Source organism: Paraburkholderia phenazinium (genome assembly GCF_900141745.1).
Taxonomy (GTDB): Bacteria; Pseudomonadota; Gammaproteobacteria; order Burkholderiales; family Burkholderiaceae; genus Paraburkholderia; species Paraburkholderia phenazinium_B.
Map to the genome: position 1 here is coordinate 1,481,797 of NZ_FSRM01000001.1, position 18,645 is coordinate 1,500,441.

The window sequence follows — 18,645 nt, forward strand, 5'->3', positions numbered from 1 at the left end:
TCGGGCGCCGCGGCAGCCGGTGCTCAAGCACGACTGGAAAGCGCAAAGCCGCTGGGATGGAATCGCGGCGGCCATCGCCAGGATGGCGCCGTACCTGTCTCAGCCTGTCCGCCATTCTGGTCAGAGCGGCGGGTTGGTCAGGTGGTTATTTCAACGGCTTATAGCCGTCCTGAGACGCACTAAGCATCCGCTCCACGTACCGTGCGATCAGATCAATCTCCAGATTAACCTTCGCCCCCTCACGCAGATTCTTAAGCGCAGTCACCTCAACCGTGTGCGGAATCAGGTTAATGGAAAACTCACAACCATCATCGCGATCCTTCACCGCGTTGACCGTCAGGCTCACGCCATTCACAGTAATCGAGCCCTTGTACGCGAGATAACGCCCAATCTCCCGCGGCGCCAGCACACGCAATTCGTGCGACTCGCCAACCGGCGCGAAATGCGTCACCGTCCCAAGTCCATCCACATGACCCGACACGATATGCCCACCAAGCCGGTCATGCGCGCGTAGCGCTTTCTCGAGATTGACCTCACCCGGCTCGCCAAGCCCGGCCGTGCAGTTAAGGCTCTCGCGCGACACATCCACTTCGAACGAATCCGCCGTCTTGGCCACCACGGTCATGCAGGCGCCTTGAATCGTGATGCTGTCGCCAAGCTGGACGTCCTCGAGATCGAGGCCACCTGCGTTGACATTCAGGCGGACGCCTGCGTCCCCGTCACTGCCGAGGGGCTTGACTGATTCGATGCGGCCGACCGCCGCGACGATTCCGGTAAACATCGTGCTGGTTCCTTGTTTAATTCCCAGTAGGGCGGGGCGCGGATGGCGGCGCGAAGCGCGCCAGAATCCGCAGGTCGTCGCCAATCCGGTCGACGGCGTGAAAGTTCAGACGTACACGGTCTTCGAGCGCGAGCGGTGCGATCAGGCTGAACATGCCCATCGAGTCGGTGCCGAGCAGACTCGGCGCCAGATAGACCAGCAACTCGTCGACACAGCCTTCGCGCAACAGCGAGCCGTTCAATTTATAGCCAGCCTCGACGTGCAACTCATTAACCTGGCGTTCGCCGAGCACCTTCAGCATGGCAGGCAGATCCACCTTGCCGGTGGCGTTCGCCATTTGAATGATTTCCGCGCCACGATCGCGCAATACGCTAGCGCGCTCGGTGTGACGCTCATCCAGGTTGCCGCAGAAAATCAGCGTCGGTGCGCCGGCCAGAATTTGCGCCGTAGGCGGCACATCGAGCTGGCTGTCGATCAACACACGTTGCGGCTGGCGCGGTGTATCCACGGCTCGCACCGTCATGCGCGGATCGTCTTCCCTCACAGTACCAATGCCCGTGAGGATCGCCGATGCGCGGGCGCGCCACGCATGGCCATCGGCGCGTGCGGCTTCTCCCGTGATCCATTGGCTTTCACCGGATGGCAGTCCGGTGCGGCCGTCGAGCGAGGCGGCCACTTTCAATCGCACCCATGGCCTGCCGCGCGTCATGCGCGACACAAAGCCGATGTTCAGTTCAGCGGCTTCATTGGCGAGCAGGCCGCAGCGCACTTCGATGCCCGCATCGCGCAGCATCTTGAGACCGCGCCCCGACACCTGGGGATTCGGATCTTCCATGGCCGCGACCACGCGTTCCACTTGCGCCTCGATCAGCGCGTTGGCGCACGGTGGCGTGCGGCCGAAGTGGCTGCATGGTTCGAGCGTTACGTAGGCCGTAGCGCCGCGCAGATCGTGGCCGCGCGAACGCGCATCCTTCAGCGCCCGCACTTCGGCATGGTCCTGTCCTGCCGGCTGCGTGAAGCCCTCGCCAATCACCTCGCCGTTCTTGACCAGCACGCAGCCGACGCGCGGGTTCGGATCGGTCGTGTACATGCCGCGCTTCGCGAGAGCCAGCGCGCGTTCCATATGAACGAAATCGGTTTGCGAGAACATCGGCGTCCGTTAAGTGCTGTGGCGTGTTCTGTCGTGAGTAGTGGTGACCTGAAGCATGCTTCTGGCGCCTCAGACGGTCAGCGCGGCGAAGGCGCGGCGTGCCGCATCGATCGTGGCGTCGAGGATCGCATCGTCGTGAGCAATCGATACGAAGCCTGCCTCATAAGCCGACGGCGCGAAGTACACGCCCGCGTCGAGCATCTTGTGAAAGAACGCGTTGAAGCGCGGTACGTCGCTCTTCGTGACTTCGGCAAAGCTCGCCGGAATCTTGTCCGCGAAGTAGAGGCCGAACATGCCGCCGAGCGAATCCGCCGCGAACGGCACTTTTGCTTCGCGCGCTGCGTTGCTTAGCCCCTGCACGAGACGCGTGGTACATGCGCTGAGCGTCTCGTAGAAGCCCGGTGCCTGGATCAGTTGCAACGTCTTCAGACCAGCCGCCACGGCGATCGGGTTGCCCGACAGCGTGCCCGCCTGGTAGACGCCGCCGAGCGGCGCGAGGTGGGCCATGATGTCGCGGCGACCGCCGAATGCCGCCGCCGGCATCCCGCCCCCGATTACTTTGCCGAGGCACGTGAGGTCCGGCGTAATGCCGTAGATCTGCTGGGCGCCGCCGAGGGCGACGCGGAAGCCGCACATCACTTCGTCGAAGATCAGCACGGAGCCGTAATCGGTGCACAGCCGCCGCAGGGTGTTCAGGAACTCGGGCGTGGCGCGCACGAGGTTCATGTTGCCCGCCACCGGCTCGACGATCACCGAAGCGATCTCGTCGCCGAACGCCTTGAACGCTTCTTCGAGCGCGGCGACGTTGTTGTATTCGAGGACGGTGGTGTGCTTGGCGATATCTACCGGTACGCCTGCCGAAGTCGGGTTCCCGAACGTCAGCAGGCCCGAGCCGGCTTTGACGAGCAGGCTGTCCGCGTGTCCGTGATAGCAGCCTTCGAACTTGACGATACGGCTGCGGTTCGTGAAGCCGCGGGCGAGACGCAGCGCGCTCATGGTGGCTTCCGTGCCGCTCGACACCATGCGCACCTGTTCGATCGACGGCACCAGCTTGCAGATTTCCTCGGCAATCTCGACTTCGGATTCGGTTGGCGCGCCGAACGAAAAACCGTTGACCAGTACCTTCTGCACGGCTTCGAGCACTTCGGGATGGACGTGGCCGAGGATCATCGGGCCCCACGAGCCGATGTAGTCGATATACCGCTGACCGTCCGCATCCCAGAAGTAGGCGCCTTGCGCACGCTCGATGAAGCGCGGCGTGCCGCCGACCGAACGGAAAGCGCGCACGGGCGAGTTGACGCCACCCGGGATGGTGAGCTGGGCGCGCTCGAAAAGCGCTTCGTTCCGGGAATTGCTGGACATGGACGTTGGACCTGTCAGAAAGGGATGCACAGGGGCGAGCAGGGTCGACCGGCAGCCGGAGGAGACTCCGGCCCGCATGCTCGTTTCCCTGTTTCGCGGCGGCTGAATGGTTATCTGAAATTGTACCGGAGTCGCGCACAGTCGGCGGGCGGCGGGGCGCAGCGGGGGTTGGGGAGATTGGCCGGGCGTGCGGTGCGGCGAGGCAATGCCGCTTTTGAAGCGCCGATATTTATTGGTATCCTCGTCCATCATGCGCGACACCCTTATTTCCGCAGCGGCCGCGACCGCCGAACCCGAGACCCCAGCCGCTCCTGCATCGGCAACCACGCCGCCGGGTGCGGGCGCGTCGCGCGCGAACTACGTTTATGCACAACTGCGCGACGACATCTTCGAATTGCGGCTGCTGCCCGGGGACCGTCTGACCGAAGGCGGCATCGCGGAGCGTTTCAACGTCTCGCGTACACCTGCGCGCGAAGCCTTGCAGCGGCTGCAGGGCGACGGTCTGATGCAAGGTTACGTGCGCGGCGGCTGGGAAGTCGTGCCGATCGACTTCAAGCGCTTCGACGATCTGTACGAGATGCGCGAGCTGATCGAAACCTTCGCGATTCGACGCCTTTGTCAGCGCGATGGGCCGCTTTCCGCCGCGTTGAGCGGTCTCCTCGATCAACTTGATGTGATCTGGCAGGCGCCAGCGGGCGAACGTCTCACTGACGGCCGCGAAGTGGCGGCGCTCGACGAAGCGTTTCATCTGGCGCTGGTGTCGGCAACCGACAACGACGAACTGGCAGCCGCCCTGCAGCGCGTCACGGACCGTATTCGCGTCGTGCGACGGCTCGATCTCGTGTACGGCAATTGCATCGACGAAACCTACGAGGAGCACGCCGCCATCCTCGCGGCGATCCGTGCGGGCGATACCAACGCGGCGGTCGACTGCATCGCCCGGCACATTCACGGCAGTCAGGCCGAAGTCCGCAAGCTGACCGTGCACCGGCTCCATAGCGTGCGCACCAAGGCGGATCGCGCCGCAGTGACGGGCGCACCGCCGAAGGGCCGCGGCACCATCTAGATTCACCTGGGACTCACCCGGCGGCAACGCGATGCCCGCGGCCGGCTTTGTTCCTCCGGCTGGAAACCCCCGTCCCCTAAGGATCTTCTCTCGATCGGACCGGCTCGGGCATTCAATCGGCATGTTTCTCGCTAATGTCGACGAGCTTGTATACATAGGGCGCCGGCTGTAGTCCAAGCGAATCCGGGGTGATTCGAGCGGCTCGCGCCATTCGAACCGGAGAGCACCAATGAATAGCCGCACGCATGCGTTGGACGGCACGGCCACGCCAATCGCGCCGTCAATCGCACGCACCCGCTGGTTTCAGCTTGCCCTCGGGCTCGTCTGCATGATGACGATCTCGAGCCCGCAGTATGTCTGGACCCTGATGACCAAACCGCTTGCCGCCAAGCTCGGCATCGCGTTGCCGGAGTTGCAGGTCACCTTCTCGATTCTTGTGTTGTTGCAGGCGTTCTTTTCGCCGTTTCAGGGCGCGCTCATCGATCGCTTCGGCCCGCGCCTGCTGATCTCGATCGGCACGCTGCTGGCGGGCGTGAGCTGGGTGCTGGCTTCCTACGCGCACAGCACGCCGATGCTGTATCTCACCTATGGCGGCGTCGGCGGTCTCGGTACCGGCATCGTCTATGTCGGCGTGGTGGGACTGATGGTCCGCTGGTTTCCCGACCGACGCGGTTTCGCGGCCGGCGCGGTGGCGGCCGGCTACGGCATGGGCGCGATTGTGACGACCTTTCCGATCGCGGCATCGCTGGCTTCGCGCGGCGTAGAGTCGACGCTGTGGCTGTTCGGGATCGTCTTTGCCGCGGTCGGGTTCATCGCTTCACAGGGGCTGCGCGTGCCGCCGGCGGATCTGGGCGCGAGCGTGCCGAGTGCGCTCACGGGGGTCGCTCCGCGCGACTTTCGACCGTCTGAGATGCTCAAGCAGCCGCTCTTCTGGTTGATGTTCCTGATGATGACGATGATGGCGACCTCCGGCCTGATGGTCACATCGCAGATGGCGACTTTCGCCGCCGACTTCGGCGTGAGCAAAGTCATGGTGTTCGGGCTGGCGGCGTTGCCTCTGGCGTTGACCATCGACCGCTTCACGAACGGTCTGACGCGGCCGTTGTTCGGATGGGTCTCGGATCGGCTGGGCCGTGAAAACACAATGGGATTCGCCTTCGCGCTGGAGGGCGTGGCCATGACGCTCTGGCTGCTGACGCGCGATAACGCGGTGCTGTTCGTGCTACTTTCGGGCCTCGTGTTCTTTGGCTGGGGAGAAATCTTCTCGCTGTTCCCGTCGACCTTGACCGATACATTCGGTACCCGTTACGCAACCGCGAACTACGGTTGGCTCTATATTTCGTTCGGCGTGGGCTCGATTTTCGGCGGTCCGCTGGCCGCACTGCTGCATCAGCATACGGGTAGCTGGATCCCGGTGTTTGGCTGCGCGATTGCGCTCGACCTCGGCACGGCCGCGCTGGCGATGCTGGTGTTGAAACCGGCACGTGGACGCTTCCTGAAGGCGTTGGCACGTTAAGCGTTTTGGAGTTGCTAGTGGTGGGGCGCTCGCGAGGCCCCGCAACGCGCCTCGTGAACGCAGCAGGCAAACCCGTCAGGCTGCAGGTTTGCTTCGACGCGGGCTTTTACGCGTCACGCTGGCGGACTTCAGCTTCGCTTCTGCGGCTTGTTTCGCCGCCGCATGAGCCGAGACCTTGCTGGAGTGGGTCGGACCCGCCGGCGCATCGAGCTTCGGCGGTTTGCGCTTGCCTGTCAGCTCGGCCCAGCGTTTCTCTAGCGCGCCTTCGGCGACCGGCTTGATCGAGGTTCCCGATGCCTGCGCATCCCACGTCTGCACGGAGAACGGGTGTACGCGCAAAGCCTCGCGCGTGACGACGACTTCCTGATTCGCGTCGACGAGCCAGTCGTAGACGAAATCAATGCAAAGACGATAGCCACGTTTCGAATGGACATCGGGCACCTCGTACGGAGCGCGCGTGACGTAGCCGGAGCCGAATACCCCGCGCGGTTCCTGACTGACGCGATGAACGAACACGCGATCGCCCGGCAGGATGCTGCGCGCGACGCCACAGCCCCAGACATCAGTTACCGCTTCGCCGGCGGCGACACGTTTGGCGATATCGGGCAGTTCTGGCCAAGGCCATTTCTTGGGGCTCCAGATCAACAGGAAGGCGGTCATAACGGGCTAGAAGCGGGTGCGTTGGAATGGCCGTGACGGGCTCAGGCGGGAGCTTAACCGATTGACGGCATAGCTGCGTTCGTCGTCCGCTGCGCGTGCCGAAGGTCTACTGCACCCAGGCGAGAGGGCGACGCCCCGTTAACCGTCGCGTACAATTACATCTGTAATACCGCAATCTTTGCTGTTTCCCTGCAGTCCGACGCGTGGTTGGCGGGCTGCCTCTTCTGGATTCCCATGTCTCACGTCACCCGACGCCGGCCCGATGGCCGGCTGATCCTGTTGCTCGGCGCGCTCGCCGCGTGCGGGCCGATTTCGATCGACATGTACCTGCCGAGCCTGCCATCAATTGCGCAGGCGTTTCTGGTCAGCACGAGTGCCGCACAGACGACGCTCACGAGTTTCATGCTTGGCTTTTCGGTCGGGATGTTGCTGTACGGACCGCTCTCCGACTCCTACGGACGACGGCCGGTGTTGCTGGGCGGCATCATCATGTATGCGCTTGCGAGCATCGCATGCGGGTTTTCGTTTTCGATTGGATCGCTGGTGACGTTCCGTTTTGTGCAGGCACTTGGCGCGGGTGCGGCATCCGTGCTCTCACGTGCGATTGCGCGCGACGCACACGAACCGGCCGATGCGGCGCGGGTGTTGTCGATGCTATCGATCGTGACTTCTATTGGACCGTTGTTGGCGCCGCTGATTGGCGGGCAGTTGCTGTTGCTGGGTGGATGGCGCGTGGTGTTCGTTGCGTTGACTTTGTTTGGCACGGTGTGCGCGGTGACGGCTTATCTGAAGGTTCCGGAGACATGGCCGCCTGAGAAGCGCAAGCACTCGGCGGTGCTGCAATCGTTTGGGGTGTACGGGAAGTTGCTGAGGGATCCGGTGGCATGGGGGCTGATGTTATGCGGCGGGATGGCATTTGCATCGATGTTCGCGTACATCACCGCGACGCCATTTGTGTATATCGAGTATTTCCACGTTTCTGCGCAGCATTATGGGTTTTTGTTTGGGCTCAATATTGTTGGGATCATGTTTGGCAATTTTCTCAACACACGGTTGATTGGGCGGTTGGGGTCGTTGCCGATCATTTCCTTTTCGGCGATCGTCAGTTGTGTGGCTTCGTTGTTTGTTTGTCTGGTTTGCCTGACGGGGTGGGGTGGGTTGTGGTCGATCGTTGCCGGGTTGTTTTTTGTGGTCGGGGTGGTGGGGTTGTTGTCGGCCAATTGCACGACGGATTTGATGCATCGGTATCCTCATAATGCGGGGGCGGCTGCGGCGGTTTTTGGGGCAGTGCAGTTGGCGCTTGGCGCGGCTTCTAGTCTTGCTGTGGGGCTTTGGCAAGGGGTTTCGCCTACCGGTATGGGGGTTACTGTTGGGGTTGCTGGGGTGCTTTGTTTTTGTGGAAGGGGGTTGGTTTTGCGGTGGCATAGGAGTGGGGTTTAGGGGTTTTTTTGCCTGCGCGGCGCTTGTCGGTGTTCTTGCTGCTTTGGCCTTTCCTTGCTTTGTTAGTGGTCTATTAGCGTTGCCCCTGTGCGGGGCGGCACCTACTTTTCTTTGCCGCCGCAAAGAAAAGTAGGCAAAAGAAAGCGGGCTTCCAACCGCTAGCCTGTAGGTGTCCACCACTGGCATGAAGCCGGAGAGGTCCGCGCACGGGACCGTCCCTCGCACCACTCCCCTCAGTGACAAAGCGCTCATCCACCCCACTCCGCACTACGTGCGTCGCGGATGGGTCTGCAAGGGAAAGCGGGGTTGTGGGAATGCTTAGAGCGCCGCGCTTTACGGCGTCCCGGAAGCGAGATGAAGAAACGGCTCAAGCTGCCGAACAAAGGCTGCCTAATATAGTTAGCGTTCCTACAGAGTTTCCTGGGGCGTTGTGCCCGACGGCGGGGTGCGCAGCGCGACGCTGGAACGGATGACTGCCTTGTCACTAACGGACGCAGCGCGAGGGCGGAACGCGTGCGCGGACCACTCTGGTTTCATGCCAGTGGTGGACACCTACTGGCTAGCGGTTGGAAGCCCGCTTTCTTTTGCCTACTTTTCTTTGCGGCGGCAAAGAAAAGTAGGTGCCGCCCCGCACAGGGGCAACGCTAATAGACCACTAACAAAGCAAGGAAAGGCCAAAGCAGCAAGAACACCGACAAGCGGCCGCGCAGGCAAAAAACCACCCACCTTAGTCCGGCGCCGAAGAAGCCGCCCCATGACTAAGCCAGTCGAGCACAGCAGTCGCATCATCATCAGCCCCGCTACGAGCCTTAGCGACAGCCTCCGCCACATCCTCTCTAGGCATGGCACGCCGAATGGCGACACCAACAGCAAGAATATCAATCATCACAAGATGCAAAATCCGCGAAATCATCGACAACTGTGACTCGCGAATCTCGATGTGATCAGTCTCAAGCGCCACCGTCGCACGCTTAGCCAGCGGCGTGTTACTAGACGTAATAGCAATCACCTGCGCCCCAGCCTGCATCGCCACATCCAGCACGCGCAGCAACTCCGGTGCACGCCCCGACTTCGACACGGCAACAATCACATCCCCCTTGCCAAGCAGCGCCGCCGACGCTGCCTGCATGTACAGATCGCCATAAGCAATCGTTGGGATGCCAAAGCGGAAGAACTTGTAGTGCGCATCTTGCGCGACAATATTCGAATTGCCGAGCCCATAAAACTCAATGCGTCGCGCGCCGTTCAACAGGTCGATCGCCCGCTCGACATGCTCGAAGTTCAAATGCTCGCGCAACTGCAAAATCGCAGAGATCGTGTTGTCCAGTACCTTCGCGCCAAAGTCCGTCGCGGTGTCACCCAGGTGCACCTGGCTATGACTCACCGGAATCGTTCCGGTCAACCCCGTCGCCAGCTTCAGCTTGAAATCGGATAAGCCCTGGCAGCCCAACGAGCGGCAAAAACGGATCACCGTCGGCTGACTCACGTCGGCCTTGCGCGCAATGTCCACGATCGGGTCGTTGATGATCGAACGCGGATGATTCAGCGCCAGATCGGCCACGCGGCGCTCTGCCGGTGTCAACGCGTCGCGCATCTGGCGGATGCGCTCGAATACTGCGGATGAGCTGCCGCCCGCGCGGTTCGACAACTGTTCCGCCAGAATCGCCGAGACGCCCAGGAACGCCGGGTACTCCGCTGTGATCACGTAAGTCGGTACGCTCTGCAGATACGCCTCGAAGCGGCCCTTCGCCTCAAAGCGCTCGCGGAACGACGAACGCTCGAAGAATTCGCCCAGCCGCGGCACCACGCCGCCGCCGATGTAGATGCCGCCCAGCGCACCCAGCGTCACCGCGATGTTGCCGGCGAACGTGCCCAGGATGCCGCAGAACACATCCACCGATTCCGCCGCCAGCGGCTCGCCCTCGAGCGCGCGTTTGACCACCTCGGAGGTGTCGAAGCTGGCAGGCACGCGTTTCTTGTCGCGCGCCGCCAGCGCCCGGTAGATCACCTCGATGCCCGGACCCGCCGACACGCGTTCGAACGATACATGTGACCACTTTTTGCGTGCGTACTGTAGCACCAGGTCTTCGCGTTCGTCAGCCGGTGCGAAGGTGGCATGGCCGCCTTCGCTGCCCAGCGCAATCCAGCGGTCGTCTGCCGGAATCAGACCGGAGACGCCCAGACCCGTGCCCGCACCCAGCAGTCCGATCACGCTGTTCGGGCGGCGTGCGCCGCCGCCCACCTGCACGCGTTGCGTGTCGGTCAGGCCCGGCAATGCCATCGCCAGCGCCGTGAAATCGTTGACGACCAGCAGTGTGTCGAAGCCCAGCGCGCGGCGCGTGGCTTCGATCGAAAAGGTCCAGTCGTGGTTGGTCATGCTGACCTGGTCGCCGTCGACCGGGTTCGCAATCGCAATCGCCGCGTGGTTCACGCGACCAATCTTCGTATCTTTCAGGTACTTCTTGATGACGTCAGCGACGCCCGGGTAGTCGGCGCAGGGATACACCTGCACCTGGCCAATTTCGCCCGGCCCCGTCTCCAGTGCAAAACGCGCATTGGTGCCGCCGATGTCGGCCAGCAGGCGCGGTCCGTCGGCGTGCTGGCCCGCGCCCGGGACAGCGTTACTTTTCACACCAGTAGACATCGAGTCTCACTCCCTTGTCGTTTGCCAACTGTGAGATGGCATTTTTTTGTGGCGCAGCGGCGGCAGCGTTGAGCACGTCCAGCTTGCGCGGTCCTGCAATCAACAGAAATAGCCGGCCCATCTGCTTTAACGCGGACATGGACCAGCTCACGCGTGCATGCGGCGCAGCGCCCGGATGCACGGCAACAAAATGTTCCTGCGTCGTGATGGCGAAGTCCCACTCGGGCGCATCCGCAAAGATCGACGCTGTGTGACCGTCCTCGCCCATGCCGAGCACGGCGACATCCGGCAGCGTGCGACGCGCGTCGGCGTTCAACGCCGCAACGTGCGCCTCGAGCGATTGACTGGTGTCCACCAGCGGCCAGAATGCGGCAGCTTTCGCGGCGTTCTGCAACAACGTCTCGTGCGCAAAACGCGAATTGCTGTCATTGTCCGTTTCGGGAAGCCAGCGGTCGTCGACCAGCGTCACAGCAATGCGCGCCCAGTCGAACGGTTGTGTGGACAGCGTTTGCAGGAACGGACGCGGACTGCTGCCGCCCGACACTGCGAGCGTGACGTGGTTCGGCCCATTACCGGCCGAGGCCGCGCGAGCGGTCAGGGACGCCTGTAACGCGTCGCCCACCGCTTTCGCCAGCGCGTCCGATTGGGCGCGCTGGTCGTCGAAAGTGTGAAGCTCGATCATTTCTCCTCCGTACTGCTTTTTTGTCGGGTCTGCGGAATATGCCGTCACGCTGGACAACTGCTGCCTAAGGGACCGGTTCCTTACGCTGCCGTTGCCGCTGTTACGGCGCCACCCCGTTCAGTCGATCGGTATATCGCATACGGTGCACGCGGCGCGGCTTTTCAGATGCGCTGCGTCACCGCAGATCAGTTTTCTTCTTCGAGCCAGCAGGTGCCGTGCTGCGCCAGCATCGCGCTCGAGGCCGCCGGCCCCCACGTGCCTGCTGCATAGGGCTTGGGCGGCTTGTTAGCGGCTGCCCATTCGTTCAGGATCGGTTCGACCCAGCGCCACGCGGCTTCCTGTTCGTCGCGCCGGACAAACAGCGCGAGCCGGCCGTTGATCACGTCGAGCAACAGACGCTGATAAGCCTCCATCTGTCCTTCGCGGAAGAACTGGTCGAACGCGAGGTCGAGGTGAACGCTAGCGAGGTTCATGCCCTCGCCAGGCTGCTTGGCGAGGCAATACAGACGGATCGTTTCGTTCGGTTGCAGGCGGATCACCAGCCGGTTCGCGCCCGGACGCAGGGCTGTCGGTCCGAGCGCCGAATGCGGCACTGCACGGAAGTTCACCACGATCTCGGCGACGCGATCCGCCAAACGCTTGCCGGTGCGCAGGAAGAAGGGCACGCCGGCCCAGCGCCAGTTTTCGATTTCCACCTTCAGCGCGACGAAGGTCTCGGTGTTGGTGTTCGCCTTGACGCCCGGTTCCGTGGCATACGCCGGCACCGAGGTGCCGCGGATGCCGCCCGCATGATACTGGCCGCGCACTGCGATCTTGCTGATGTCGCGCTGATCGATGGGCTTCAAGGCCCGCAGCACGCGCAGCTTTTCGTCGCGCACCGAGTCCGAATCCATCGAGTGGGGCGGCTCCATGGCCACAATCGAGAGCAACTGCAGCAAATGGTTCTGCACCATGTCGCGCAGTGCGCCGGTATTGTCGTAGAAGTCGCCGCGCGCTTCCACGCCCAGTTCTTCCGCGATTGTGATCTGGATGCTCTCGACCCACTCGCGGCGCCACAGCGGTTCGAAGAGCGCATTGCCGAAGCGCAGCGCGAGCAGGTTCTGCACCGGCTCCTTGCCGAGATAGTGGTCGATGCGGTAGATCTGTTCTTCGGCGAAGATTTCGCCCACTGCGTCGTTGATCGCGTTGGACGACTTCAGGTCGTAACCGAGCGGCTTTTCCAGCACGATGCGCGAATTCGTATTGAGGCCCACCGCGGCGAGCGCACGGCAGATAGGCACGAACAGCGACGGTCCGGTGGCGAGATAGAACACACGGATACCGGGCAACTCGCTCACTGCATCGCGCAGCAGCGCGAAGTCTTCGGCTTTGCCCAGGTCGAGCTTCACATACTGGATGCGTTCGAGGAAGCCAGCCCACGCCGCTTCATCGAGACCGTTCTGCGAGACGTACGGCTTGACGTGTTCGTTGACCCACTCGATATACCCTGCGCGATCTTCGACATGACGCGTCACCCCAACGATCTTGCCGCTTTCCGCCAGCATTCCCGCACGGTGTGCTTCATACAGTGCAGGAAGGATCTTGCGCATCGACAGATCGCCGGTTCCGCCGAAGAGCACGAAGGTGAAACTTGAATCGGTAAACATGAGTCTCCGTCGATGTCCTGAAGGCCGCCCGCAGCGACCGTAGTCCGATAAAATTTTTTTTGACACTGAATTGTAGTTTAACTACAATCCAAATCAAGAGGTAGCGCTAAATCGATGAAAAAAGCGGGCATGGTCAGACGAGATGCGCGTTTCCCGAGTCGGCTGGCGTCCCCTGCATGTTAACGGACATTGCCTTTTCGCATGTGTTGGCTGCCGCGGGGCGGCAAACAGCCATGCGGGTGTCAGGGTTAACGTGTGAGGTGCCTCGAGTCTGCCGCGCGCGACGCGGGCAGGCAAAAATCAAAAGAGGAGACAGTCAGTTGCATCCCGAACCACTCATCTTCTGAGCTTCCAGCGGCCGAACGTCGGCTTGCCGGCACATGCATGCGCATGCGTCTGCCCGAGGCTCGATCGCCGCCCAGTGTTTTGCCTGTTTGAACCAACCACAGCGCCCTGGAGAGTCAGGGGCCATTCGTTTTTTGTTCAGGTGTCTGGAGGAGATAAGCAATGAAATTTCGCGCGATCATGGGCGCTTTGTGCGCCGCAGGTCTGATGTGTGGTGTATCCGCAGCGCAAGCTGCCGAGTCGATCGAAGTGCTGCACTGGTGGACGTCAGGCGGCGAATCGAAAGCCGTCGGCGTGCTGAAAGACGACATGCAGAAGCAGGGCTACACCTGGAAGGACTTCGCGGTTGCGGGCGGCGCAGGTGCGGCGGCCATGACGGCACTGAAGACGCAGGTGATCTCGGGCAACGCGCCGAGCGCTGCGCAGATCAAGGGTCCGCTGATCCAGGAATGGGCGGAGCAGGGCGTGCTGGTGCCGATCGACTCGGTCGCGGGTGACTGGAAGAAGAACCTGCCGCCGCAGATCGACAAGATCATGCACGCAGACGGTCACTACGTGGCAGCGCCGTTCTCGGTGCACCGCGTGAACTGGATCTGGATCAACAAGGCAGCACTCGACAAGGTCGGCGCCAAGCCGCCTACCACGTGGCCGGAATTCTTCGCCCTCGCTGACAAGCTGAAGGCCGCCGGCATCCAGCCGGTTGCTGCCGGCGGTCAACCGTGGCAAGACCTGACGCTGTGGGAAGACGTCGTGCTGTCGCAAGGCGCTGACTTCTACAAGAAGGCGATTGTCGACCTCGACCAGAAGACCCTGACGTCGCAGCAGATGGTCGGCGTGTTCGACACGGTCCGCAAGATCGAGTCGTACATGGACACGGGCCGCACGGGCCGTGACTGGAACCTCGCAACGGCCATGGTCATCAACGGCAAGGCCGGCATGCAGTTCATGGGCGACTGGGCGAAGGGCGAGTTCGCGAACGCGAACAAGCAGCCGGGTACGGACTATATCTGCGCACCGGTGCCGGGCACGTCGAAGGGCTACACGTTTAACGTCGACTCGTTCGTGTTCTTCGCACAGAAGGGCGCGAAGGATGCAACCGCTGGTCAGCTGGCACTCGCCAAGACGATCATGAGCCCGGAATTCCAGGAGCAGTTCAGCCTGTACAAGGGTTCGATTCCGGTCCGTCTGGGCGTGAACATGGACAAGTTCGACGCTTGCGGCAAGCAGTCGTACGCGGATGAACAAACGGCGATCAAGGCCGGCGGTTATGTTCCGTCGCTCGCGCACGGTATGGCTCAGCCGGATGCAACGGCTGGCGCGATCACCGACGTCGTGACGAAGTTCATGAACTCGGACCAGGATTCGAAGAGCGCAGTTGAAGCGCTCGCGAAGGCTGCGAAGACGAAGTAAGCAACGTAGCAGGGCGCCCGGTTGCGACTCCACGCGCAACCGGGCGTTCGCTTCAGGCATCACCGGGCATGAAGATGTACCCAGAGTCACAGCCTATGCCAGCCCAGTGTCGCGCGCTCGCCGCGCTGCTCCCGGCGGCACAGTTTCAGGAGTCGAGTAGTGACTGCTTCTCTTAGCGGAAACGGAAAGGCCACGGCCACCGCGACCCGCCGCACGTCGCCAATGGCGGCGCTCGCCGACCGCTGGATTCCGAAGCTGGTGCTTTCTCCCAGCATCGTGATCAGTCTGGTCTTCGTTTACGGCTTCATTTTTATTACCGGCTATCTGTCGCTGTCGAATTCGCGATTGATGCCGCGCTACGAATTCGTCGGCCTCGACCGTTATCGCGAGCTGTTCGATAACGACGTCTGGTGGACTTCGGCCGCTAACCTCGGCTGGTTCGGCATTCCGTTCATTGCGATCTGCGTTGCGCTCGGGCTGTTCCTTGCGATCCTGCTGGATCAGCGCATCCGTAACGAAGGTGCATTGCGCGCCGTGTTCCTGTATCCAATGGCGCTGTCGTTCATCGTGACCGGCACGGCATGGCAATGGATTCTCAACCCCAATCTTGGCATGCAAAAGGTGCTTCACGACTGGGGTTGGACGAGCTTCCAGTTCGACTGGCTCGACAATCCGGACCGCGCGATTTTCTGTATCGTGATCGCGGCCGTCTGGCAGTCCACTGGCTTCGTGATGGCGCTGTTCCTCGCCGGCCTGCGCGGCGTGGATGCGGAAATTTTCAAGGCGGCACAGGTGGATGGCGCGACGCTGCCCACCATCTACCGCAAGATCGTGATTCCGAGCATGCGCCCGGTGTTTTTCTCGGTGCTGCTGATTCTCTGCCACATCACGATCAAGACCTTCGACCTCGTCGTCGCGTTGACGGCGGGTGGCCCGGGTACCTCGTCGTCGCTGCCGGCGATGTTCATGTACACGTTTTCGTTTAACCGCGGGCAACTGGGCGTCGGCGCTGCATCGTCGATGATGATGCTCGCGACCGTCGTGGCCGTGCTCGTGCCGCTGATGTATATGGAATCGAGGAGCACGCGTAATGCAGCCTAAGATGACGATCAGCCGTGCCGTCATTTATGCGGCGCTGATTCTGTTTGCGTTGTACTTCCTGTTTCCGCTTTACGTGATGCTGTCCACGTCGTTCAAGGACATCGATCAGCTGCGCACCGGCAACCTGCTGACGCCGCCGTCGCATCCGACTTTCGCGCCGTGGATCAAGGCGTGGAGCCAGGCATGTACCGGCGTGCGTTGCGACGGTATGGAACCGTTCTTCATGAACTCGGTGCGCATGGTGATTCCGGCCGTGCTGATTTCGTCGATCATCGGCGCCTTCAACGGTTACGTGCTGACGCACTGGCGCTTCCGTGGCGCGGACATCCTGTTCACGATGTTGCTGGTGGGCTGCTTCATTCCGTTCCAGGCCATCCTGTTGCCGATGGCGCGTTTCGAAGGCTTCATGGGCCTGTCGAACACGGTGGGCGGACTGGTGCTGGTGCACGTGGTGTACGGGATTGCGTTCACGACGATGTTCTTCCGCAACTTCTACGTCAGCATTCCGGCGGAACTCGTGAAAGCGGCGCGTATCGACGGGGCAGGCTTCTTCCTGATCTTCTCGAAGATTCTGCTGCCGGTTTCGTTGCCGATTTTCATGGTCTGCCTGATCTGGCAATTCACGCAGATCTGGAATGACTTCCTGTTCGGTATCGTGTTCTCGGGTGTCGATTCGATGCCGATCACGGTGGCGCTGAACAATCTCGTCAATACGTCGACCGGTGTGAAGGAATACAACGTCGACATGGCAGGCGCCATTATTGCCGCACTGCCTACGTTGCTCGTCTACATCATCGCCGGCCGATACTTCGTGCGTGGCCTGACGGCAGGCGCAGTGAAGGGCTAACCCAAAACGATTGCCGCAGCGCGCTACCTGGCGGCTGCGGTGCGAACCGGCATCCGGCCTGCGCCGCCTGAGTGTGACGCAGCTGAAGCTGTACCAGAGACAAGAGGATTCACAGCATGGCAAGTCTTTCCATCCGTGACGTGTACAAGACCTACCCGAATGGGGTGCCGGTCCTGAAGGGTGTCAACATCGACATCGAAGATGGCCAGTTCCTGATCCTGGTGGGCGGCTCGGGCTGCGGTAAGTCGACGCTGCTCAACATGATCGCCGGTCTCGAGACCGTGACGAAGGGCGATATTCAGATCGACGGCAAGACGGTGAACAACCTGTCGCCGAAGGATCGCGACATCGCGATGGTGTTTCAGTCGTATGCACTGTATCCGTCGATGACGGTGCGTGAAAATATTTCGTTCGGCCTGGGTATCCGCAAGGTGCCCAAGACGGAGCAGGCGCAGATTGTCGATCGGGTTTCCAGCATGCTGCAGATTCAGCATTTGCTGGACCGGAAGCCGGGGCAACTCTCCGGTGGTCAGCGGCAGCGTGTGGCGATGGGACGTGCGCTGGCGCGCGACCCGGTGATGTTCCTGTTCGATGAGCCGCTGTCTAATCTGGATGCCAAGCTGCGGATTGAGATGCGCTCGGAAATCAAGCTGCTGCATCAGCGTCTTGGGACGACCATCGTTTATGTGACGCACGATCAGATCGAAGCTATGACGCTGGGCGATCGGATCGCGGTCATGAAAGATGGGGTGGTGCAGCAGTTTGGCGCGCCGCAGGACATCTACGATTCGCCTTCCAACCTCTTCGTAGCCGGGTTTATTGGCGCGCCGCCGATGAACTTCATCCAGGGCAAGCTGGTTGAGCAAGGATCGGGTGTGGGCGTTGAGATCGATACCGGCATCAAGCGTAGCGTGCTGAATCTGCCGTTTACGTCGGCCAAGGTTAAGGCGCAGGTCGGCAAGGAAGTTATCCTGGGTCTGCGGCCTGAGCGGATTACGGATGCTCGCAGTGCGCATAATGTCGAAGATGCGCAGTTGCAGCCGATCGAGGTCAAGGTCGATGTGATCGAGCCTACCGGGCCCGACACTTTGGTGTTTGCTCAGGTCAACGGTAAGCGCGTGGTGAGCCGCGTGCATCCGGCTTCGAATCCGCAACCGCTTAGCAACATGACGCTGCTGTTTGATGTTTCCAAGGCAGTGCTGTTTGATCCGGCTAATGAAGAGCGGATTGCTTAAGGGTTTTTCGCGGTAGGTTTAGCGAAGAAAAGAAAGGCCCCATGCGTCGGAAGACGTATGGGGCCTTTTTGCGACTGCTGCGAGTGTCCGCTTTCGAAAGATGCGATCGACGCTAGTCCACTCACATGAGGCGGTCGGGATTCTCCACAGCAATCACACGCCGCGACCGGATTTGGCCAACAGGTGCGAGGCAGGGACTCCGCTTGCGATCAGTGAGCTTCGCCAGCGGACGACGGTGCGCCCGATTGCGATCCCGTGCTGTCGCTGCCACCGTAAGCCGCGTTCGCATTGCGTTGGGCGGCTTGACGTTCAGCCCGTTGAGCCCAGGCTTTTTGTACCTGCTGACCTTGCGGCGTAGCGCCCCAGTCGTAACCAACCGGGCCGGCAGGGCCGGTGCCACCCGCGAAAGCAGGTGCGGCGATGGCGGTCGAAGCCGCGATCAGGACAGCGGCGATAAGTTTGGTGTTCATGAGATACCTCCAATAGATTTTCGGCGTTCGGAAGAGGCTGCGGAAGGAACCAGAACTTCGCGTCGCAGCACAGTCGAACGGAGTGTATACCCGTACTATTGGAATTTTATGTTGATAACCCGAATTTACTATTCTTCGAGGGACAACAATCTTGGGAGCGTTCGCGGACGGGCGTTTCAATGGGGCGCAATCGGCCCTTCGCAGACCGCACCAGTGTATGCCGTAAAGTGAAAGAGTCTTGATCAGTTCTTCATGGGGTTCGCCCAGCGCTCCCTGATTCACGCCCGTTC

At 61.5% G+C, this 18,645-nt stretch carries 15 protein-coding genes; 7 read left to right on the plus strand and 8 right to left on the minus strand.

The window, feature by feature from the left end:
* Window positions 1-145: 145 nt before the first annotated feature.
* From BUS06_RS06930 to hemL, 3 genes are all read right to left on the minus strand, one after another.
* Window positions 146-781: a riboflavin synthase gene (locus BUS06_RS06930; protein WP_074263609.1), complete on the minus strand. Its 636-nt coding sequence runs from the start codon at window positions 779-781 to the stop codon at window positions 146-148.
* Between the two features lie 16 nt (window positions 782-797).
* Complete coding sequence (gene ribD, locus BUS06_RS06935) at window positions 798-1,931, minus strand: bifunctional diaminohydroxyphosphoribosylaminopyrimidine deaminase/5-amino-6-(5-phosphoribosylamino)uracil reductase RibD (RefSeq protein WP_074263610.1); 1,134 nt, start codon at window positions 1,929-1,931, stop codon at window positions 798-800.
* Window positions 1,932-2,000: 69 nt separating this feature from the next.
* On the minus strand, window positions 2,001-3,293 hold the full coding sequence (gene hemL, locus BUS06_RS06940; RefSeq protein ID WP_074263611.1) for a glutamate-1-semialdehyde 2,1-aminomutase: 1,293 nt from the start codon (window positions 3,291-3,293) through the stop codon (window positions 2,001-2,003).
* A 250-nt stretch (window positions 3,294-3,543) separates the two neighbouring features.
* Between hemL and BUS06_RS06945 the strand changes: the two genes are divergently transcribed.
* Both BUS06_RS06945 and oxlT read left to right on the plus strand, forming a co-directional pair.
* Window positions 3,544-4,359, plus strand: coding sequence for a GntR family transcriptional regulator (locus BUS06_RS06945; RefSeq protein ID WP_074263612.1), 816 nt, complete (start codon window positions 3,544-3,546; stop codon window positions 4,357-4,359).
* Between the two features lie 229 nt (window positions 4,360-4,588).
* Entirely contained in the window at window positions 4,589-5,875 is a 1,287-nt protein-coding gene (oxlT, locus tag BUS06_RS06950; RefSeq protein WP_074263613.1) for an oxalate/formate MFS antiporter, read from the plus strand.
* A gap of 75 nt (window positions 5,876-5,950) precedes the next feature.
* On the opposite strand, the gene BUS06_RS06955 is transcribed toward oxlT, so the two are convergent.
* On the minus strand, window positions 5,951-6,535 hold the full coding sequence (locus BUS06_RS06955) for a hypothetical protein (RefSeq protein WP_074263614.1): 585 nt from the start codon (window positions 6,533-6,535) through the stop codon (window positions 5,951-5,953).
* 234 nt (window positions 6,536-6,769) lie between these two features.
* Between BUS06_RS06955 and BUS06_RS06960 the strand changes: the two genes are divergently transcribed.
* Window positions 6,770-7,975 carry a Bcr/CflA family multidrug efflux MFS transporter gene (locus BUS06_RS06960; protein ID WP_074263615.1) on the plus strand — a complete coding sequence of 402 codons (1,206 nt, stop codon included), beginning with the start codon at window positions 6,770-6,772 and terminating at the stop codon, window positions 7,973-7,975.
* 727 nt (window positions 7,976-8,702) lie between these two features.
* Here the strand turns inward: BUS06_RS06960 and BUS06_RS06965 are convergent.
* From BUS06_RS06965 to zwf, 3 genes are all read right to left on the minus strand, one after another.
* Window positions 8,703-10,619 (minus strand): bifunctional transcriptional regulator/glucokinase, encoded by a 1,917-nt coding sequence (locus BUS06_RS06965; RefSeq protein ID WP_074263616.1) that lies wholly within the window; start codon window positions 10,617-10,619, stop codon window positions 8,703-8,705.
* The gene (gene pgl, locus BUS06_RS06970; protein ID WP_074263617.1) at window positions 10,597-11,301 is read right to left on the minus strand and encodes a 6-phosphogluconolactonase; all 705 of its coding nucleotides are present in this window, start codon (window positions 11,299-11,301) and stop codon (window positions 10,597-10,599) included. Before pgl ends, BUS06_RS06965 begins: the two co-directional genes overlap by 23 nt.
* Window positions 11,302-11,486: 185 nt before the next feature.
* Complete coding sequence (zwf, locus tag BUS06_RS06975; RefSeq protein ID WP_074263618.1) at window positions 11,487-12,947, minus strand: glucose-6-phosphate dehydrogenase; 1,461 nt, start codon at window positions 12,945-12,947, stop codon at window positions 11,487-11,489.
* A gap of 507 nt (window positions 12,948-13,454) precedes the next feature.
* Between zwf and BUS06_RS06980 the strand changes: the two genes are divergently transcribed.
* From BUS06_RS06980 to BUS06_RS06995, 4 genes are all read left to right on the plus strand, one after another.
* On the plus strand, window positions 13,455-14,702 hold the full coding sequence (locus BUS06_RS06980) for an ABC transporter substrate-binding protein (protein WP_074263619.1): 1,248 nt from the start codon (window positions 13,455-13,457) through the stop codon (window positions 14,700-14,702).
* A 159-nt stretch (window positions 14,703-14,861) separates the two neighbouring features.
* Window positions 14,862-15,803, plus strand: coding sequence for a carbohydrate ABC transporter permease (locus tag BUS06_RS06985; RefSeq protein WP_074263620.1), 942 nt, complete (start codon window positions 14,862-14,864; stop codon window positions 15,801-15,803).
* The gene (locus tag BUS06_RS06990) at window positions 15,793-16,650 is read left to right on the plus strand and encodes a carbohydrate ABC transporter permease (RefSeq protein WP_143787468.1); all 858 of its coding nucleotides are present in this window, start codon (window positions 15,793-15,795) and stop codon (window positions 16,648-16,650) included. Before BUS06_RS06985 ends, BUS06_RS06990 begins: the two co-directional genes overlap by 11 nt.
* 116 nt (window positions 16,651-16,766) lie before the next feature.
* Window positions 16,767-17,885 (plus strand): ABC transporter ATP-binding protein, encoded by a 1,119-nt coding sequence (locus BUS06_RS06995; RefSeq protein WP_074263622.1) that lies wholly within the window; start codon window positions 16,767-16,769, stop codon window positions 17,883-17,885.
* Window positions 17,886-18,094: 209 nt separating this feature from the next.
* Here BUS06_RS06995 and BUS06_RS07000 read toward each other — a convergent pair whose 3' ends face one another.
* A complete protein-coding gene (locus tag BUS06_RS07000; RefSeq protein WP_074263623.1) occupies window positions 18,095-18,355 on the minus strand; it encodes a hypothetical protein in 261 nt (86 codons plus the stop codon).
* Window positions 18,356-18,645: the final 290 nt, after the last annotated feature.